The sequence below is a fragment of the Bradyrhizobium sp. genome (assembly GCF_030697065.1).
Taxonomy (GTDB): domain Bacteria; phylum Pseudomonadota; class Alphaproteobacteria; order Rhizobiales; family Xanthobacteraceae; genus Bradyrhizobium.
On the sequence record NZ_JAUYQU010000228.1, the window covers coordinates 49,324 to 67,203 of the forward strand.

16 protein-coding genes and 1 pseudogene are annotated in these 17,880 nt (G+C 64.2%); 10 read left to right on the forward strand and 7 right to left on the reverse strand.

Features of this window, described 5'->3' with window-relative positions; all coding sequences use genetic code 11:
* Position 1 precedes the first annotated feature (1 nt).
* From Q8R73_RS17965 to Q8R73_RS17980, 4 genes are all read right to left on the reverse strand, one after another.
* Positions 2-454 (reverse strand): (2Fe-2S)-binding protein, encoded by a 453-nt coding sequence (locus Q8R73_RS17965; protein ID WP_305720947.1) that lies wholly within the window; start codon positions 452-454, stop codon positions 2-4.
* Positions 455-796: 342 nt separating this feature from the next.
* The gene (locus Q8R73_RS17970) at positions 797-1,408 is read right to left on the reverse strand and encodes a DUF1254 domain-containing protein (protein WP_305720897.1); all 612 of its coding nucleotides are present in this window, start codon (positions 1,406-1,408) and stop codon (positions 797-799) included.
* Complete coding sequence (locus Q8R73_RS17975) at positions 1,405-1,983, reverse strand: DUF1214 domain-containing protein (RefSeq protein ID WP_305720898.1); 579 nt, start codon at positions 1,981-1,983, stop codon at positions 1,405-1,407. The genes Q8R73_RS17970 and Q8R73_RS17975 overlap by 4 nt, the downstream gene beginning before the upstream one ends.
* Before the next feature lie 2 nt (positions 1,984-1,985).
* Positions 1,986-4,277 (reverse strand): transglycosylase domain-containing protein, encoded by a 2,292-nt coding sequence (locus tag Q8R73_RS17980; protein WP_305720899.1) that lies wholly within the window; start codon positions 4,275-4,277, stop codon positions 1,986-1,988.
* Between the two features lie 283 nt (positions 4,278-4,560).
* Here Q8R73_RS17980 and Q8R73_RS17985 point away from each other — a divergent pair, with 283 nt between their 5' ends.
* The 3 genes from Q8R73_RS17985 (at position 4,561) to Q8R73_RS17995 (ending at position 7,131) form a co-directional block, all read left to right on the forward strand.
* The gene (locus Q8R73_RS17985) at positions 4,561-5,076 is read left to right on the forward strand and encodes a YcgN family cysteine cluster protein (protein ID WP_305720900.1); all 516 of its coding nucleotides are present in this window, start codon (positions 4,561-4,563) and stop codon (positions 5,074-5,076) included.
* 153 nt (positions 5,077-5,229) lie between these two features.
* Complete coding sequence (locus Q8R73_RS17990; RefSeq protein WP_305720901.1) at positions 5,230-6,807, forward strand: MDR family MFS transporter; 1,578 nt, start codon at positions 5,230-5,232, stop codon at positions 6,805-6,807.
* 102 nt (positions 6,808-6,909) lie between these two features.
* Positions 6,910-7,131, forward strand: a complete 222-nt coding sequence (locus tag Q8R73_RS17995; protein WP_305720902.1) for a hypothetical protein — start codon at positions 6,910-6,912, stop codon at positions 7,129-7,131.
* Positions 7,132-7,202: 71 nt separating this feature from the next.
* On the opposite strand, the pseudogene Q8R73_RS18000 reads toward Q8R73_RS17995, so the two are convergent.
* A pseudogene (locus tag Q8R73_RS18000) lies at positions 7,203-8,870 on the reverse strand (thiamine pyrophosphate-requiring protein); the annotation flags it as partial.
* Positions 8,871-9,134: 264 nt separating this feature from the next.
* Between Q8R73_RS18000 and Q8R73_RS18005 the strand changes: the two are divergent.
* From Q8R73_RS18005 to Q8R73_RS18015, 3 genes are all read left to right on the forward strand, one after another.
* Positions 9,135-10,730, forward strand: a complete 1,596-nt coding sequence (locus Q8R73_RS18005; protein WP_305720903.1) for a porin — start codon at positions 9,135-9,137, stop codon at positions 10,728-10,730.
* Positions 10,731-11,031: 301 nt separating this feature from the next.
* Positions 11,032-12,630, forward strand: a complete 1,599-nt coding sequence (locus tag Q8R73_RS18010) for a porin (protein WP_305720904.1) — start codon at positions 11,032-11,034, stop codon at positions 12,628-12,630.
* Between the two features lie 470 nt (positions 12,631-13,100).
* The gene (locus Q8R73_RS18015; RefSeq protein WP_305720905.1) at positions 13,101-13,265 is read left to right on the forward strand and encodes a Flp family type IVb pilin; all 165 of its coding nucleotides are present in this window, start codon (positions 13,101-13,103) and stop codon (positions 13,263-13,265) included.
* Positions 13,266-13,285: 20 nt separating this feature from the next.
* On the opposite strand, the gene Q8R73_RS18020 is transcribed toward Q8R73_RS18015, so the two are convergent.
* Positions 13,286-13,522, reverse strand: coding sequence for a hypothetical protein (locus Q8R73_RS18020; RefSeq protein ID WP_305720906.1), 237 nt, complete (start codon positions 13,520-13,522; stop codon positions 13,286-13,288).
* Between the two features lie 76 nt (positions 13,523-13,598).
* A complete protein-coding gene (locus Q8R73_RS18025) occupies positions 13,599-14,576 on the reverse strand; it encodes a Ku protein (RefSeq protein WP_305720907.1) in 978 nt (325 codons plus the stop codon).
* Between the two features lie 269 nt (positions 14,577-14,845).
* Between Q8R73_RS18025 and Q8R73_RS18030 the strand changes: the two genes are divergently transcribed.
* From Q8R73_RS18030 to Q8R73_RS18045, 4 genes are all read left to right on the forward strand, one after another.
* Positions 14,846-14,998 (forward strand): hypothetical protein, encoded by a 153-nt coding sequence (locus Q8R73_RS18030; protein ID WP_305720908.1) that lies wholly within the window; start codon positions 14,846-14,848, stop codon positions 14,996-14,998.
* 112 nt (positions 14,999-15,110) lie between these two features.
* On the forward strand, positions 15,111-15,293 hold the full coding sequence (locus tag Q8R73_RS18035) for a hypothetical protein (protein WP_305720909.1): 183 nt from the start codon (positions 15,111-15,113) through the stop codon (positions 15,291-15,293).
* Between the two features lie 295 nt (positions 15,294-15,588).
* Positions 15,589-16,260 (forward strand): response regulator transcription factor, encoded by a 672-nt coding sequence (locus tag Q8R73_RS18040; RefSeq protein WP_305720910.1) that lies wholly within the window; start codon positions 15,589-15,591, stop codon positions 16,258-16,260.
* Between the two features lie 154 nt (positions 16,261-16,414).
* Entirely contained in the window at positions 16,415-17,788 is a 1,374-nt protein-coding gene (locus tag Q8R73_RS18045; protein WP_305720911.1) for a sensor histidine kinase, read from the forward strand.
* Positions 17,789-17,880 lie beyond the last annotated feature (92 nt).

Here is a 17,880-nt window from a genome sequence, read left to right on the forward strand (position 1 = left end):
ATCAGACCCCTGTCGACGCGAGATGGACCGCGTTTTCGATGCGCTGGTAACAGCCGCAGCGGCAGATGTTGCCCGCCATCGCTTCGCGGATCTGGTCGTGACTGGGTTTCGGGTTTTCCATCAGCAGCGCGGCCGCCTGCATGATCTGGCCGGTCTGGCAGAAGCCGCATTGCGGCACGTTGACCTGGCGCCATGCCTTCTGGACGGCGTGATCGCCCGTCGGGTGAAGGCCTTCGATCGTGGTGATTTCCCGGCCGACGACATCGGAAACCGAGGTGATGCAGGCGCGTACCGCCTGTTTGTCGACGATCACGGTGCAGGCGCCGCAGAGCGCTTGCCCGCAGGCGAATTTCGTGCCGGTCAATCCGATTTCGTCGCGGATAAACCAGAGTAGCGAAAGATCGGGATCGCCATCCCAGTCTCTTTGCTGGCCGTTCACCTTCACCTTGATCATGCTCGATCCTCGCTTTGATAGGCTGCTGATGGTGCTTCGAGGTGTGCGGCAAAACATCGAGGGATGGGCGCCCACCGTCGTCGCTGCGAAATTCCTTGCTGCTGGTTGGCCTGGCTGGGATTTCTGTGAGTCACCCCTCCTGAATTTATTGTTGGCGTTGCTCAGTCGGTCGCGTTCGGCGAACGCCGCCACGAGGCGTTCCATATTTGTATTCGATTGTTTGGCGAAAGCTAGGCATCGCAGTCGCCGTAATTGGTCAGCAGGTCTTACACAACTTTTGATAGAATTTCGGGGTTGGCCGCTCGCGCCGTAGGCAGGTGCCGCTGCGATCCGGCTATCGGATCAGCGCTTGGCCCGCGGCGGCGGCGGCGGCGCGGGGGCGGGCTCTTCCTGCTTGGCAGGCGCAGGCTCGGTCTGCACCCTGCAACTGGAAGCTGCGAGCGAGGCTTGCGCCTGCGGCATCAGTCCCGGCTCCGGCGCCAGCGCCTTCAGCACGATCAGGCCGGTCGCGGTCGGGGAGTCGATGATCAGCCGGTCGGCCGCGGTGATCTCCTCATCCTTGGGCAGTTCGGCGTGCTGCGCCTCCGTCATCAGGTCGAGTTCGATCAGCCTGCGTCCGGCCGAGCGGTCGTTGATGGCGTAATAGGCGACTTCGTTGCGGGTATAGAACGACACCGAGGTGTAGGCCTGGCTCACGGGCACCGTGAGCTTGATGGGTCCGCCCGACAGGTCGTAGCGGCAGACCGCGGTCGCAAATGCGGGATCCATGAACGGCAGCGGTGCCTTGTTCGGCTCCGCCGGCGGCAGCGCGGTAACCGCATTGAGGGTCGTAATCGGCGCGAGGCGCGAATAGGCGTCCTGGGTCGCGATCCACGGCAGCGCCAACACGCTGACGAGATGCACGACGGCGCCCAGCAGCACGCCTGCGACGATCGTGAACAGCAGGCGGATCATGGACAGCCCACCGTCGCAATCGACGGCATCGGCGCGTCGCGCTGCGTCCGGGTCGCCACGCCGACCGGGGTATCATAAAGCCGAAGCATCAGCGCGTAGCGCTCGATGCCGCCGGTGGGGAGCCAGTTTCCGGCGCGTGACCGCGACGCCACCCGGATCTCGAAGGCGCCATCGGCGCCGCGAACGATTTCCTGGCTGGTGAAGCCGTAGCGCTGCAGTGAATTCGCGACCAGATGTCCCTTGGTATTGTAGAGCGTCAGCGTCCAGAACCGTGCCGCGGGGGTGACGCCGCTGACGAGGACGTCGCAGCGACCGTCGAGCGGCTGGTTGCGGTCGTCGGTGGTCGCCGAGAAGGCGACGCCGTCACCGGTGCCGACCGGCAGTTCGCCGCTGCGGGCGATCGAGGCGCGCGAATAGGGATCGACATCGGCGGTGCCGGTCTTCGGCCGCGCGGTCCAGGCGCCGATCGTCAGGGTGCCGAGTTCGGTGCCGCGCGTCGCCGTCATCCAGGTCGCGCCGAGGCCGACGACGGTCGCGAGGATCAACGCCAGCAGAGTGATGAAGATCAGCCGCACGGTCAGTTCTTGCGGGGCGCAGGCGTCGCCGCGGCTTCGCCCCGTGCAGCCGCGGCAAAACTATCCGGGAATGCGATAGCGCTTGACGATACCGGCTTGGCGGCTTTGGCGGCATCGCCCGGCGCGGCTTTGCCCGCGGTCTTGCCGGCCTCGTCGAGCATCTTTTCCACCCGCACCAGAATATCCGCGCCGCGCCTGGTAAGGATCGGCGGGGGGCCGGGCTTGATGTCCGGAAGCTTCAGCCCGCCACTGGCCGCCATCCCCGCGGCGGCCGCGGGCTGTGGCAGCTTCGTGCCGGCGCCGATCCCCGGGATCTCCTTGATCTCGACGCCCTGGTGGGCGACGACCATGATGTCGCGCCAGGTCTGCGCCGGCAGCGAGCCGCCGGTCATGCGGTTGGTCGGCGAGTAGTCGTCATTGCCGTACCACACCGCGCAGGTGAAGTTGCCGGTAAATCCGGCGAACCAGGCGTCGCGATAGGCGTTGGTGGTTCCGGTCTTGCCGGCGGTCGGAATGCCGTCGAGCCGCGCGCGTCGCGCCGTACCCTCGCTGACGACGTGGCTCATCATGCCCGACATGTCGGCGGCGACCGAGGCCGGGATCGCCTGCACCGGCTTCTTGCCGTCGCGGTCGAAACGCCAGACCAGGTCTCCGGTGCCGGTGCGGACTTCCAGCACCGCATGCGGCGTCACCGACTTGCCCTTGTTCGGGAAGGTGGCATAGGCAACCGCGTGTTCGAGCACCGATACCTCGTTGGAACCGATCGGCATCGACGGCGTATCCGGCAGCGGCGCCGTGAGGCCGAATTTGCGGGCCAGCTCGGTGATCTTGGCCCGGCCGGCCTTGGCGGGATTTGGCGACTTGCCGCCAAGCCAGATCGACAGTTTGACCGGCACCACGTTGATCGAACGGGTAATCGCCGTCGTCAGCGTAACCTTGCCGGAGTAGGAATGGCCGTAGTTCTGCGGACACCAGTTGCCGATGCAGACCGGGCCGTCGATGATGGTGTCGTTCGGCTTCCAGCCGTTCAGCAGCGCGGCGGCGTAGACGTATGGCTTGAACGACGAACCAGGCTGGCGCATCGCGTCCACCGCGCGGTTGAACTGGCTGGCGCCGTAGTCGCGGCCACCGACCATCGCGCGCACGCCGCCGTCGAGATCGGCTACCACGACTCCGGCCTGGGTGGCGTGATAGTCGCGGCCGAACTGGCGCAACTGGTTTTCGACGGCAGCCTCCGCAGCGCGCTGCACCGTCATGTCGACCGAGGTGCGGACCACGAAGACACGCTCGACATAGGATTTCGGAAAGGTATCGACCAGCCGGCGCATCTCTTCGAACGCCCAGTCGAGATAGTAGTTCGGTGAATTCTCGTCGCGGCGATCGACTGCCATCGCCGGGTTGCGCCGCGCGCCGAACACCTGACCCTCGGTCATGAAGCCCGCATCGACCAGATTGTCCAGTACGATATTGGCGCGGGCGCGGGCGGCGGGCAGGTTGATGTGCGGCGCATATTTGGTCGGGGCCTTGAACAGCCCGGCCAGCATCGCGGATTCCGCCAGAGTGACGTCGCGCGCCGACTTGTTGAAGTAGAAATGCGCGGCGCCATCGACGCCGAAGGTGCCGCCGCCCATATAGGCGCGGTCGAGATAGAGTTTCAGAATTTCATTCTTGGTGAGGCGGGTTTCCAACCAGACCGCCAGGAAGGCTTCCTTGACCTTGCGCTCGATGGTGCGCGCGTTGTTCAGAAACAGGTTCTTCGCCAACTGCTGGGTGATCGATGAGCCGCCCTGGCGGACGCCGCCGGCCTGCGCGTTGGTAACCAGCGCGCGGCTGGTGCCGGCGATGTCGATGCCGAAATGGTCATAGAACCGGCGGTCCTCGGTGGCGAGCGTCGCCTTGATCAGGTGATCCGGAAAATCCTCCAGTGGAATCGAATCATTGTGCTTGATGCCGCGATTGCCGATCGGATTGCCGTAGCGGTCGAGAAACGACACCGCGAGATCGGACTTCTTCAGCCAGTCGTCGTCCGCGGTCTCGCGAAACGCCGGCACGGCCAGCGCCAGCATCAGCACCAGGCCGACGAGCCCGATGGTCGCGGCCTCGGAGACGGGTTCGATGAAGACCCAGCGTTTCCAGCGGCCGACATAGAAGCGGTCCATGAAGGTGGAGAACCGCTCATAAAGCTCGCGGAGGCCCTTGCCCGACGAGAACAGCGTCGAGTCGATGCGCGCATCCAGATCCAGCATCCAGTGCCGGATCTTCTTCTTCCACTGTGGTGGTACGATCTGGCGCACCGGGACCCCAAGTCAGTTCGCAGCGCTTGAAGGCGCCCGGCCGGGCACCGTCGAGACGTCATGCGGGAATGTTGCGGCAAACCCAAGGCGCTTTTACGCCATCGGGGACTCGTCTCCTATCTAACCGAGCGGGGACCATAAACCAATGGTCTGGCTCACCATTTGAACAGCAGGGCTAACGCCGCCGGTCAGCTTTGGCGCGCGGACCGGAGTTACCGGTACCCACGTCGGTCGAAATCGCTATAGAAGGGGTCCGAGCCCATTACCGCCCAGTCAGGGAATTATGACCGCCCAGCCCAAGCCGCCCTCGGGTCAAGAGGGATTCTTTTGGAAAACCAAGACGTTGGAAGAGATGTCCAGCGCCGAATGGGAAAGCCTGTGCGACGGCTGCGCGCGCTGCTGCCTGGAAAAACTCGAGGACGAGGATACCGGCAAGATCTACTTCACCCATGTGTCCTGCAAGCTGCTGGATGCCGGGTTGTGCGCCTGCAAGGACTATGCGAACCGCTCCGACCAGGTTCCCGACTGTGTTCGCCTGACGCCTGACAACGTCCGCACCCTGAACTGGCTGCCGCCGAGCTGCGGCTACAAGCTCGTGGCGGAGGGCCGCGATCTCTATTGGTGGCACCCGCTGATTTCGGGCGACCCCACCACCGTTCACGAAGCCGGCGTCTCCGTGCGCGGACGGGTGCAGGGGACCGAGAACGAGATCGCGGACGCCGACCTCGAGGACCATATCGTGCAATGGCCGGCGCTGTTGCCGAAGCGGGCCCGGCTGAAGAAGCGGCCACCGAGGTAACTGCGGCGGGGAGGGCCGATCACGCGATCGCGATTGTCGCTTCGCGGGATGCACCCATGCGTGCAACCCGCTGCCGGGGCCACGATTTCCCCGTTACATTGCCTCGATACAGCGATTCCGCGGCCCCGCCGCGCCCCGATCACACGCGGCCAAATGAACAAGTTCGAACGGCAGGGCCATCACCCGGCCGACCAGCAAACATTGCCTGAGGCCAGCGCCGGCGATCCGCCGCCATCGCCGGAGAAGGTCCTCGAACTCAGCGATGCGCCGCCGATCGCGCCGCAGGTGCCGCTGACGCAAGGCGAAGTCCGCACCATCCTGATGAGCCTGCTGTTGACGATGTTTCTGGCCGCGCTCGACCAGACCATCGTCGCCACCGCGCTGCCGACCATCGGCCGCCAGTTCAATGACGTCTCCAGCCTGGCCTGGGTGATCTCGGCCTATCTGCTGGCATCGACCGCGGTGGCGCCGCTGTTCGGCACGCTCAGCGACATCTACGGCCGCCGTGCCATGATCATCGTATCCCTCAGCCTGTTCGTCGCGGGCTCGGTGCTGTGCGCGCTGGCGCCGAACATCACGGTGCTGATCCTGGCGCGCGCCCTGCAGGGGCTCGGCGGCGGCGGCATCATGCCGATCGTGCAAACCGTGATTTCCGACGTGGTGAGCCCGCGGGAGCGCGGCCAGTACCAGGCCTATTTCAGCGGCGTATGGGTGATCGGCGGCATCAGCGGGCCGATTCTCGGCGGTGTGTTCGCCGAGCACCTGCACTGGTCGATGATCTTCTGGATCAACGTGCCGCTGGCGCTCGGCGCATTGGCGCTGCTGCTGCCGAAGATGGGCAAGATCCCGGTGTTTCACCGCCGGCGCAAGGTCGACTGGCTCGGCGGCATCCTGCTGATGGCTTCCGCCGTGGTGATCATGCTGGTGCTGACCTGGGGCGGCAACCGCTACCTCTGGCTCTCGCCGGTCATCATGGCGATGATCGGCGCATCCATCGCGCTCGCGCTGGCGTTCGTGTGGCATGCCCGCAATGCCGACGAGCCTTTCCTGCCGCTGCCGCTGCTGGGCGGAACGGTGGTGCCCTATGCGATGGCGGCCGGCAGCTGCGCGATGGGTGCGATGCTGGGGCTGACCGTGCATCTGCCGCTGTATTACGAAGTGGTCTATCATCTCAGCGCCAGCGAGGCCGGGCTGGCGCTGATTCCGCTGGCGGCGGTTTCGACGGTCGGCGCCGCGATCGCGGGCAAGACCATGGCCCGCGCCAGGCATTACAAGCGGGTGGCCATCGCCGGGACCGGGTGTGCGGTGTTGGCGGGAGGCGTGCTCGCGGTGGCGGCGATGCCGTTATGGGGGCTGTTGGCGCTGCTGTCGGTATACGCGCTCGGGCTCGGCACGGTGTTTCCGGTCAGCGTGGTATCGGTGCAGAATTCGGTGGCGCGATTCCAGATCGGCACCGCCACCGGAGCGATGAATTTCTTTCGCGCGCTGATGGCGTCGTTCATGGTGGCCGCGTTCAGCGCCATCCTGCTGATGTCGCTCGGCGCCGGCATCTCCGTCGGCGAGCATCGCGGGACGGTGAATGCGATAGCCGCGGCCGACATGGTCACGGCGTTCCGCTACGTGTTCGGCGCCGCCACGGCCCTGATCGCCGTCTCATTGCTGTGCATGATCCTGATGGAAGAGCGGCCGCTGGCCGGTCCGGCCATGATCCCGGCCGATCCGGCGGAATAGAACGCGCGCCTACGCCGCATCCTGCCGTGGCGGCTATCTATCGGCCGGCAATTCATCTACAGCGGCCGCAACCACCGGACATCTAACCTGCAGGAACTCGTCATGAGCAAAGCCACGATTGAACAGACCAAGATGGGTACCGAGGGGATCGCCTTCTGCATCGCACGGACCCTGATCGAACGCGATCCCTCGCTGAAGGCGCCGCTGCGCGCCAACCTGCGCAAGATGTGGGAACTGCTGGAAGAGCGCGAAGACCATGCCGCCGCCGACATGGTGGACACCATGATCAAGGCGCTGAACGATCCCGCATTCTTCAAGCCCTAAGACGGCGCTCGTCGGGATCCTAAGGACCCCGGCCGCGCAACCTCGGTCGTCGCGTTGACGGCTGCAGCCGTTCACGTCCCCGGCCGCGATACCTCGGTTTCCTTCGAGGTGATGAACTCCAGCAGCACTGGAATGCCTTCTTTGGTCTTGGCGATGCCGCGCTGGATGGCGGGGATGATGTCTTCCGGTTTGGTGATCCGCTCGCCATGGCCGCCGAAGGCGCGCGCCATCGCGGCGTAGTCGCCGGAGATGTCGGTCGAGCGGTATTTTTCGGTCGAGATCGGCATCACCTTCAATTCGATCGCCATGCTGAAATTGTTGAGCAGGATCGACATGATCGGAATCCGCTCCCGCACCGCGGTTTCGAAATCCATGCCGGTGAAACCGATCGCGGCGTCGCCCCAGACGTTGATGCAGAGTTTGTCCGGCTTTGCCAGCTTGGCGCCCATGGCGAGGCCCAGCCCGTAGCCGAGCTGGGTGGTCTTGCCCCAACCGATATAGGACAACGGCTCGACCGACTTCCAGAATGGCGAGAGCTGGTCGCGCGGACTGCCGGCATCATGGGTGATGATGGTGTTCCTGATGTCGACGGTATGTTGCAGGTCCCACAGCACGCGGTAGGGATTGAGCGGCGCGTCGTTGTGGGTCAGCTTCGGCAGCCATTTCGCCAGCCACTCCTTATGCGACGCCGCGATCTCGGCGGCGACGGCGCTGGCGTCGCGATCCGATTTGACGGTCTTGCCGATCTCCTCGAGCAGCGCGTCGAGCACGAGGCCGGCGTCGCCGACCAGGCCGATCTGGGCCTCGACATCCTTGTTGAGATGGTTGGGGTCGAGCGTCGAGTGGATGATGGTCTTGCCCTTCGGCATGGCGATGCCGAACGAGGTTTCCGTGAAAGAGCAGCCGATGCCGAAGATCACATCGGCCTCGCCGAGGAATTTGGGAACCGCGCGCGGCACGGCCAGGCCGCCGGAGCCGAGCGACAGCGGGTGGTCTTCCGGAAACGACGACTTGCCGCCGAGGCTGGTGGTCACGGGAATGGCGAGCCGTTCGGCCAGCCGCTTCAACTGCGGCCAGGCTTTGGCGTAATGCACGCCCTGGCCGGCGTAGATCACCGAGCGTTTGGCCGCCATCAGCACGGCCGCGGCTTCCTTGATATGCACGGGATCGGCGCCGTAGCGGGTGCGCAGCACCGGGGTGTAGTTCAGCGGCTCCGGCACCTCCTCGTTCCACATGTCGGCCGGAATTTCGACGATGACAGGCCCGCCGCGGCCGTTCTTCAGCCTGGTGAATGCGCGTCGAAAAATGTTGCAGACTTCGGCGGCAATGTTGATCGGCTCGGACGACTTTGAAAAAGCCCGCATCGCCTGGCTGGAATTGAAGTTCGGGTCGATATGGGCCAGCCGCCGCGCATAACCCATCGGCAGCACCAGCACCGGCACCGACTCGCCGTAGCATTGCGCCACGCCGCCCATGGCGTTTTCGGCCCCCGGGCCATGCTGCATGCAGAAGGCGCCGATGGTCTGCCCCGAGGTGACCCGCGAGATCGCATCCGCCATGTGGATGCCGATGCGCTCCTGCCGCACCATCACGGGGCGGATGTCGACGGCGGCGGCATGTTCGATCAGGTGGTTGACCGGATAACCGCAGAGGATCTCGATACCCTCCCGCTTCATGATTTCTGCGATGGCGGTGCCGAGCTTCATGCCGTTCTCCCTTGAAATGGCCGATCTTGAGGGCGCGGCCTTTGGCGGATAGTTGGAACAGGAATCTCCCGTTCGGTAAAGGCGCGCGCCGGCTTACCCGCGAGGCTCTGATATGCATCGCACCGCCATCCGACCCGCCTCAATCACGGAACCCGTAACTTTCCGGACGTGGCGTAAAGAACACAGCCCCGGTCCAAATTGCTGTCCCGATCACGGCGTGTGATTACCGCCTGCGGTTTTTACCCTGACGGGCGTATGACATATGCATCTGCATGAAACGCGAATCGGGGAACTCCCATGGCGAGCAAAAACCTAATCCTCGGCTCAGCGGCGGCGCTGCTGCTCGCGGGTGGTGCGCAGGCGGCCGACCTCCCGGTCAAGGCCAGGGCGATCGAACATGTCAGGATCTGCTCGCTCTATGGTGCCGGATTCTTCTACATTCCCGGCACCGATACCTGCATCAAGCTCGGGGGCTATTTGCGCGCCGACACCACCTTCAACGGCGGTGCCCACGGTGCGCCGGCCTGGAGCGGCGATCTCGGCCAGCAGAACCGTTTTCGCGATCACTTCCTCTCCCGTTCGCGGATGGCTTTATCGATCGACACCCGCACCGCCACCGAATACGGCGTCGTGCGCACCTTCGGCCATGGCAATTTCCAGTTCCAGAACTTCGGAAGCACCAACCCGGCAGGTTCGGTCGGTAGCCAGACCACCGGCCTCAACGGCGCACTGCTTTCCACCGCCGGCGGCGGCTATGTTGCGGTCGAGTATCTTTTCATCCAGTTCGCCGGCTTCACCTTCGGCAAGTCGTCGTCCGCCTACTCGACGCCGTGGAATGGTTTCCCGGGCAACATCAGTGCGAACCTGCTCGGCGGCAACAATACGGATACCGGTATCAACAACATCCAGTACACCGCGCAGTTCGGCAACGGCCTGTCCGCCAGCATCGGTCTCGATGATCCCTCGGTCTGGACCCGCACGGCCGTTTACAATCTGAGCGTCCCCGCTGCGATCGGCGCCAACGGAACCGGTTCGAACGCGTATGCCGGCCTGCGAGCGCCCGACATCGTCGGCAACATCCGCGTCGACCAGACCTGGGGTTTGTTGCAGCTTTCGGCCGCGGCTCATGAGGTGACCGGCTCCTACAACACGCTGGGCGCCGGGAGCGTCCCGACCAATCTCTCCGGGATCAGCGGTCACCCCGACAGCAAGTGGGGCGGTTCGGTGATGGCAGCCTTGCAGATCAAGAACATCCCGACCGGCAAGGGCGACGATATCAAGATCGACGTGAGCTACGCCAAAGGCCACACCAAGCAAGTGATCGCGACCAGTGGCAGTTCGCCGAGCTTCGCCATGTTCGGGGACAGCGGGTTTGCTTACCAGAGCGTCGGTTTCGGGGCGACCACGGACGGCGTTTATTTCCCGGGCGCCGCGGGGACGGGCGGCATCCAGCTGACCACGGCCTGGGGTGTCCGCGGCGCCTTCAACCACAACTGGAATCCCAACTGGTCGACCAGCCTGTTCGGGAGTTATTCCAGTGTCCGCTATGACGGCGGAGCCGACGACAACATCAACGGGCTCGGAACGACCACCGCCAAGGGCGCTTATTGCGCTGCCTTCGCAGCCAGTCACCCGGGCCAGGCAGCCGTTGGAAACCAGGCCGGCAACTACAGCTGCAATCCCGACTTCAACGTTTCGCAGCTCGGGGTGATGACACGGTGGGTTCCCGTCAAGAACCTGACCATCTCGGTTCAGGCGCTCTGGTTTCACCTCGATCAGAAGATGTCGGGCAGTTCGGCGTTTACCGCGGCCGCACCGAAGCCGGCGGCTCTCTACGAGTTCAAGGACCAGAACACGGTGTTGCTGCAGGTCCGCGCCCAACGCAATTTCTGATCTTCGCGACGATCCAGCATCCCGGCAGGGAATTTCGGGGCATGCCGCGACGGCGAAGCCGCGTGGCCGTCCGCCATGCGGCAAATGTGTATGGTTGATGACATGGAACGTCATTGCCGCTGTTTTTTTCCTCGCTGGGAATCACTGCGGCGCGCGTCACTGCGTTGCACAGGGGCCACAGGCGCGCCGAAAATGGGCCGTGTCACCCCCGTGTCATTCGCCGGGATGAACAGTGCGTTACTGGCTTCGCACGCATCGAGATCATGCAGTGCAGGCTTGTGGTTCATACCGGAGAATTAGAATGACCATGTATCGAAAACTCATCCTCGGCTCGGCGGCGAGCCTTCTCGCCATCGGCGCAGCCCAGGCGGCCGACCTCCCGGTCAAGGCCAAGGCCGTCGAATATGTCAGGATCTGCTCGCTGTACGGCGCCGGCTTCTTCTATATTCCGGGCACCGACACCTGCATCAAGGTCGGCGGCTATCTGCGTGTCGACACCACCTTCAATGGCGGTGCGCACGGTTCGCCGGCCTGGAGCGGCGATCTCGGCCAGAACAACCGCTATGCCGATGACTTCGTCGGCCGTTCGCGCATGGCGCTGCAGATCGATACCCGCACCGCCACCGAATACGGCGTCGTGCGCACCTTCGGTCAGGGTGACTTCCAGTTCCAGAATTTCGGAAGCACCAATCCGGCGGGTTCGGTCGGCTCCCAGAGTTCGGGCCTCAGCAGCGCCCTGCTTTCAACGGCGGGCGGCGGTTACGTCGCAGTCGAATTCCTGTTCATCCAGTTCGCCGGCTTCACCTTCGGCAAATCCGCCTCGGCCTATGCAACGCCCTGGCACGGTGCCCCGGGCAACATCACCTCGAACCTGCTTGGCGGCCATGTCACCGATACCGGCGTCAACAACATCCAGTACACCGCGGAATTCGGCAACGGCATCTCCGGCAGCATCGGCCTCGAAGATCCGACGGTGTGGAACCGCACAACCGTCAACAACCTGAGCATCCCCGGCGCGATCAGCACCAGTGGAACGGGCGCCAACGCCTATGGCGGCGCGGTTGCTCCCGACATCGTCGGCAGAATCCGCATCGATCAGGCCTGGGGCCTGTTCCAGCTCTCGGGCAGGGCGCATCTCGTGAATGCATCCTACAACACGCTGGCGGCCGGCGCGGTGCCGAACAACCTTTCCGAAATCAGCGGCCACCCCGACAGCAAGTGGGGCGGTTCGGTGATGGCGGCGCTGCAGATCAAGAACATTCCCACCGGCAAGGGCGACGACATCAAGATCGACGTCAGCTACGCCAAGGGCGCCACCAAGCAGGTGATCGGGACCTCCGGCAGCTCGCCGAGCTTCGCGATGTTCAGCGACAGCAGCTTCGGCTACCAGAGCGTCGGCTTTGGCGCGACCACCGACGCCGTTTATTTCCCCGGCGCCGCCGGCACCGGCGGTCTCAAGCTCACGACGGCCTGGGGCATTCGCGGTGCGTTCAACCACAACTGGGATCCCTACTGGTCGACCAGCCTGTTCGGAAGCTACTCCGCCATCCGCTATGACGGTGGCGCCAACGACAACATCAACGGGCTCGGCGTGACCACTGCCAAGGGTGCCTATTGCGCCGCCTTCGCCGCGAGTCATCCGGGGCAGGCAGCCGTTGGAAACCAGGTCGGCAACTATACCTGCAATCCGGACTTCAACGTCTCCCAGCTCGGCGTGATCACCCGCTGGACTCCCGTCAAGAACCTGACGTTCTCGGCCGAAGTTCAGTGGTTCCACCTCGATCAGAAGATGTCGGGCAGCTCGGTCTTCACCGCCTCCGCGCCGAAGCCGAACGCGCTCTACGAGTTCAAGGACCAGGACACGGTCCTGCTGCAGGTTCGCGCCCAGCGTAACTTCTGATCGCGAGCGTCCAGGTTCAAGTTATGCTGTGAAGTCAGGCGAGGTGAGGCGGGAAGCAAAGTCAGCTTCTCGTCTCACGTCGCCGTTTCAGCACGGCCATCAAGGCAAGGAAATACTGTTTCACGAAGTGACCGGATTTCGACAGTGACTCGACGGCGCGTTGCTCCGCGACCCTGTCGTTCACGATGCCGATATAGTTCTTTCTCGAGTCCCGCGGGGCCGGCATTTCTGCTCACTCCAATGCGGAGACCATGTGAGCCAGGCGTGCAATCAAAGGTAAATTTTGGGTCCCGTATGAATACCGGTGCGAACGCTGCGCTCGCAGGCGGCGTCGGCGAATCCGGCAAATACCGGGGTCGGCCTTAATTGATCGTTCAGCCTGTTCTTCAATCCACCGTCAACCAATCCGATCTAGCTTCTGCCACATATTCGCACGGGACCAATCCGTGGCGCGTCGACAGGAGTTCTGGATGCGACGGCTCTTTTCAAAATTCGTCTATGACCAGTCCGGCGCCACCGCCATCGAGTATTGCCTGATCGCGACCGGGATCGCCTTCGTGATCATCGCCGCCGTCAACGGCATCGGCACCTCCCTCAGCGGCAGCTTTACCTCGGTGAATTCATCGCTGAAGTAGAGCTTGCGGTTTGAGCGCGGCTAGCGGCCTTCGCCGTCTCCATTCAGCGCCCGCAACATCCCGATCCGGGCGAACATCAGCCAGCCGCCGCCGAGCTCGGCGGCATTGATCAGGTTCTCCACCGCGATCTGCCAGCACTCCTGCTGCTGAACGGCTTTCGGCAGCTTCATGACATGATCCGCGGCATGCTGCAGCGTGGTCAGCCTGGCGCCACCGCGCAAGCGGATCGGCTCATCGAACGGCGCCGACCACGGCATCTCAGGCGAGGGGGTGCTGCAAGGCCGTCACGCCCCGGCCGTTGGCGATCGCGCGCCGCGGCGGGCGCTGTCGCATCTAGCCCGCCTTTTTCGACCGCACCGGCGCGCGCGCCGGCTTCTCGGCCTTCTTCGGATCCTGCTTCGGCTCCTGTCTCGCCGCGCGCTTGCCGCTGCCGCTGATCGGCAGCAGCATCTCGCGCTGGCCGGCGCCGGCCTTGCGCGGCTTCTTGCCCTTTGTCTTGTCGGTGGCTTTGGCGGCGGCAGGGGCGGACTGCTTCTCGCTGGCGAGGCTGCGCTTCAGCGCGTCCATCAGATTGATGACGTTGCCGCCCGATTTCGGCGCGGCCTTCGCGGCGATGGGCAAACCGTTGCGTTTTTGATTGATCAACTCGATCAGCGCGGATTCGTAGCGATCCTCGAACTGCTCGGGCTCGAATGAGCCGGATTTCTGTTCGACGATATGCCTGGCGAGATCCAGCATGTCCTTGGTGATCTTGACGTCCTGAATGTCTTCGAAATATTCCTTCTCGCTGCGCACCTCGTAGGGGTAGCGCAGCAACGTGCCCATCAGGCCCTTGTCGAGCGGCTCCAGCGCGATGATGTGTTCGCGGTTGGTCAGCACCAGGCGGCCGATGGCCACCTTGTTCATGCTGCGAATGGTCTCACGGATGACCGCGAAGGCGTCATGGCCGACCTTGCCGTCCGGTACCAGGTAATAGGGACGGATCAGATAGCGGTTGTCGATGTCCGTTTTCGGAACGAACTCGTCGATCTCGATGGTGCGGGTCGATTCCAGCGCGATGTCTTCGAGTTCGTCCTTCGACACCTCGATGTAGGTGTCGGTGTCGATCTTGTAGCCCTTCATGATGTCTTCGGCGGCGACTTCCTCGCCGGTATCGGCATCGACCTTGGCATATTTGATGCGGTGGCCGGTCTTGCGGTTGATCTGGTTGAAGGAGACCTTCTCGGTATCCGACGTCGCCGGATACAGGGCGACCGGGCAGGTCACGAGCGAAAGGCGCAGAAAGCCTTTCCAGTTGGCGCGGGGGGCCATGGGATACTCCAAAAACGCAACAGGCGACTGGTGAGGATACCACCGGAGGAACCGGTTTCAAGCGGACCGGGCGGGAATCTCCTAACGGCGTTAACCGTGGCGAAGCGGGATGGTTGCACGGCGTGAGAGCCCGTCCGCGCCGGCCACGGAGTGCGGCGATTTGGCAGCACAGGCCTCGAATCCCGGAACATCATCCGGTACCGGGCGTTGCGTTCTGGCGTTACGACGCAATGACTTGCAGTTTTTTCGGGGCGCTTCAGGAGGGCACCATGGCAACTAAGCGCGACGACCAGATCGTCGAAACCGCGACGGAAGCCCGCCAGGCCGAGCCGGGGCCGTCGGTGCTTGCCCTGCTTGCTATCTCGACCGGACTCGCGGTGCTGATCCTCGGCGTGGTCTGGTTCGTCTTCTTCCGCACCTGAGCGTCCGCAGACACCTGGCTCCTGACGCAAAAGCGCCCGGCAGCCGTGGGGCCGCCGGGCAGTCTGGGAGGAAACGCCCGACATCGGGCCTCGGACGGCGAGGCGACAGCCCATGCAAAGCCACGAGCCGTCGGTCGCCGAATTCAATGCGTCGAAAACCACCGCGACATTCCGAAGCCGTCGCAGCGACGGCGAAGGTCGGCAGGACGAACAGCAGCGTCCCGGAGAGCGAACGCCTCTCCCGCTGCTGCCTGTGCGGGACGTGACGGTCCTCATGGAGGAGGCGGGAGCCTGAAACTCTCTGTCACCAGCAATCGCCAAAGGGCCTCTTGGTGATGCACCAGCCTGACTCCGAACGCGCGCGACTCGCTGTTCAATAGCGCTCGCTTTGTCGGATTATTTGGACGCAGGCAGCGATGGTCTGCCCTGGAACCAGCCGTTGCCTCGCCCTCTGGGGCGGTCATACAGCGGTCGACGCGGTCATGAAGAAAAAGTAATGATGCGAATCGATCCGTGTTCATCCGGCATTCACGCCGCAACGCCTCATCTGGATGGCGGCAAATTGCCGGAAAATTTTGGGGAAGACCAGCTTGCGCCTGCTCGTCGTGGAAGACGATCCGGATCTCAACCGTCAGCTGACGACGGCGCTGAGCGATGCCGGCTATGTGGTCGACCGCGCCTTCGACGGCGAGGAAGGACATTTTCTCGGCGACAGCGAACCCTACGACGCCGTCGTGCTCGACATCGGTCTGCCGAAAATGGACGGCATCTCGGTGCTGGAGGCGTGGCGCCGCAACGGCCGAGCGATGCCGGTGCTGATCCTCACCGCGCGCGACCGCTGGAGCGACAAGGTGCAGGGCTTTGACGCCGGTGCCGACGACTACGTCGCCAAGCCGTTTCATCTCGAGGAAGTGCTGGCCCGGATCCGGGCGTTGCTGCGCCGCTCCGCCGGCCACGCCCAATCCGAACTGACCTGCGGGCCGGTGTCGCTGGACACCAGGACGGGTCGGGTCAGCGTGTCGGGTAACCCGATCAAGATGACCTCGCACGAATACCGCCTGCTGGCCTATCTGATGCACCACACCGGACGCGTGGTGTCGCGCACCGAACTGGTCGAGCATCTCTACGACCAGGATTTCGACCGTGACTCCAATACCATCGAAGTTTTCGTCGGCCGTATCCGCAAGAAGCTGGACGTTGACATCATCCAGACCGTGCGTGGCCTCGGCTATCTCCTGACGCCGCCCTCGCCGGGCGCCTGATCAAGGGTATTGATCGGGCCCCCGGCTTGCGCTCTGGTCCGGGCATGATCCAGTTTGAAAACCGGCAAAGCCTTATCGGGACGTGTCCCGGACACCTGCATTTCGCCCCGTGTTGCCCCCTGGGTTTCGACCTGCGCTTCGGGATGACGTCCTGATGCGCGGCAGTTCGCTCGCCACCCGTCTGTTCCTGTCGGCGACCGCCTGGGTGGTGGTGATCCTGCTCCTCACCGGGATCGTACTGTCCTCGGTCTATCGCGACGCGACCGAGCGCGCGTTCGACCGCCGCCTCAATCTTTATCTCCGCACCATCATTGCGGAAGTGGCAACCCCGGACAGCACGCCCGGTCAGTTCCAGTCGCTCGGCGAACCGCTGTTCGAACTGCCGCTGTCCGGCTGGTATTGGCAGATCGCGCGCGCGGATGGCGACAAGCCCGAGCTGCGCGCGTCGCGTTCGCTGTGGGACAAGAAGCTGCCGAAGCTCGAGGAGCAGGGCGCTGACCTGACCGCGGCCGGCGTTCGCCTCGGCTATGTCGATGGTCCCGAGGGCCAGCTGTTGCGGATGGTGGAACGGCCGGTCGACCTCGGCATCGACGGCTTTTTCCTGGTCAGCGTGGCCGGCGATGCCTCGGAGATTTTCGACGAAACCCGCAGCTTCGATTACTACCTCGGCAGTACCTTCGCGGCATTGTCGATCGTGCTGGTGCTGACCACCATCTTCCAGGTCCGCTTCGGGCTCGCGCCGCTGAAACGCATCTCGGATTCGATCGCCGATGTCCGTTCCGGCCGCGCCGAACGGCTGGAGGGCGAGTTCCCGGTCGAGATCGCGCCGCTGGCGCGGGAGACCAACGCGCTGATCGATGCCAACCGGGAAATCGTCGAGCGCGCCCGCACCCATGTCGGCAATCTCGCACACGCCATCAAGACGCCGCTCTCGGTCATCGTCAACGAAGCCTCCGCGCGCGGCGGCGATCCGTTCGCGGCCAAGGTGCTGGAGCAGGCCGATGTGATGAGGGACCAGGTCGCGCACCATCTGGAGCGCGCCCGCATCGCCGCGCGGCTCACCGTGATAGGCACCGTCACCGAGGTCGCGCCCGCGATCGAGGCATTGCGCCGGACCATGGAAAAGATTCATCGGGATCGCGACATCGCCATCGGCGTCAAGGCCGACGCCCAGGCGAAGTTTCGCGGAGAGCGGCAGGATCTCGAGGAGATGGCCGGCAATCTCGTCGACAATGCCTGCAAATGGGCGGCGGCGCAGGTCTTCATCGAGGTCGTGGTGGAACCGGCGGCCGAGCCGGGCGCCGGCCGGATGCTCCGCATCATCGTCGACGACGACGGGCGCGGCCTGTCGGCGGCTGAACGGGCGCAGGTTTCGCGCCGGGGCCAGCGGCTGGATGAATCCATGCCGGGGTCGGGGCTGGGGCTGTCGATCGTGGTCGACCTCGCGGCCCTGTATGGCGGCAGCCTTACCCTCGGCGACGCGCCGATAGGTGGATTGCGGGCGGAACTGGTGCTGCCGGGGGTGTGAGCCTCGTCCAGCCTGCCAGCCGCGTTTTGACAGGGGGCGGCACCCTGGCAATGCATTATTCCTAAACGGGTTCTTAACGCCGGGGCTCTTAT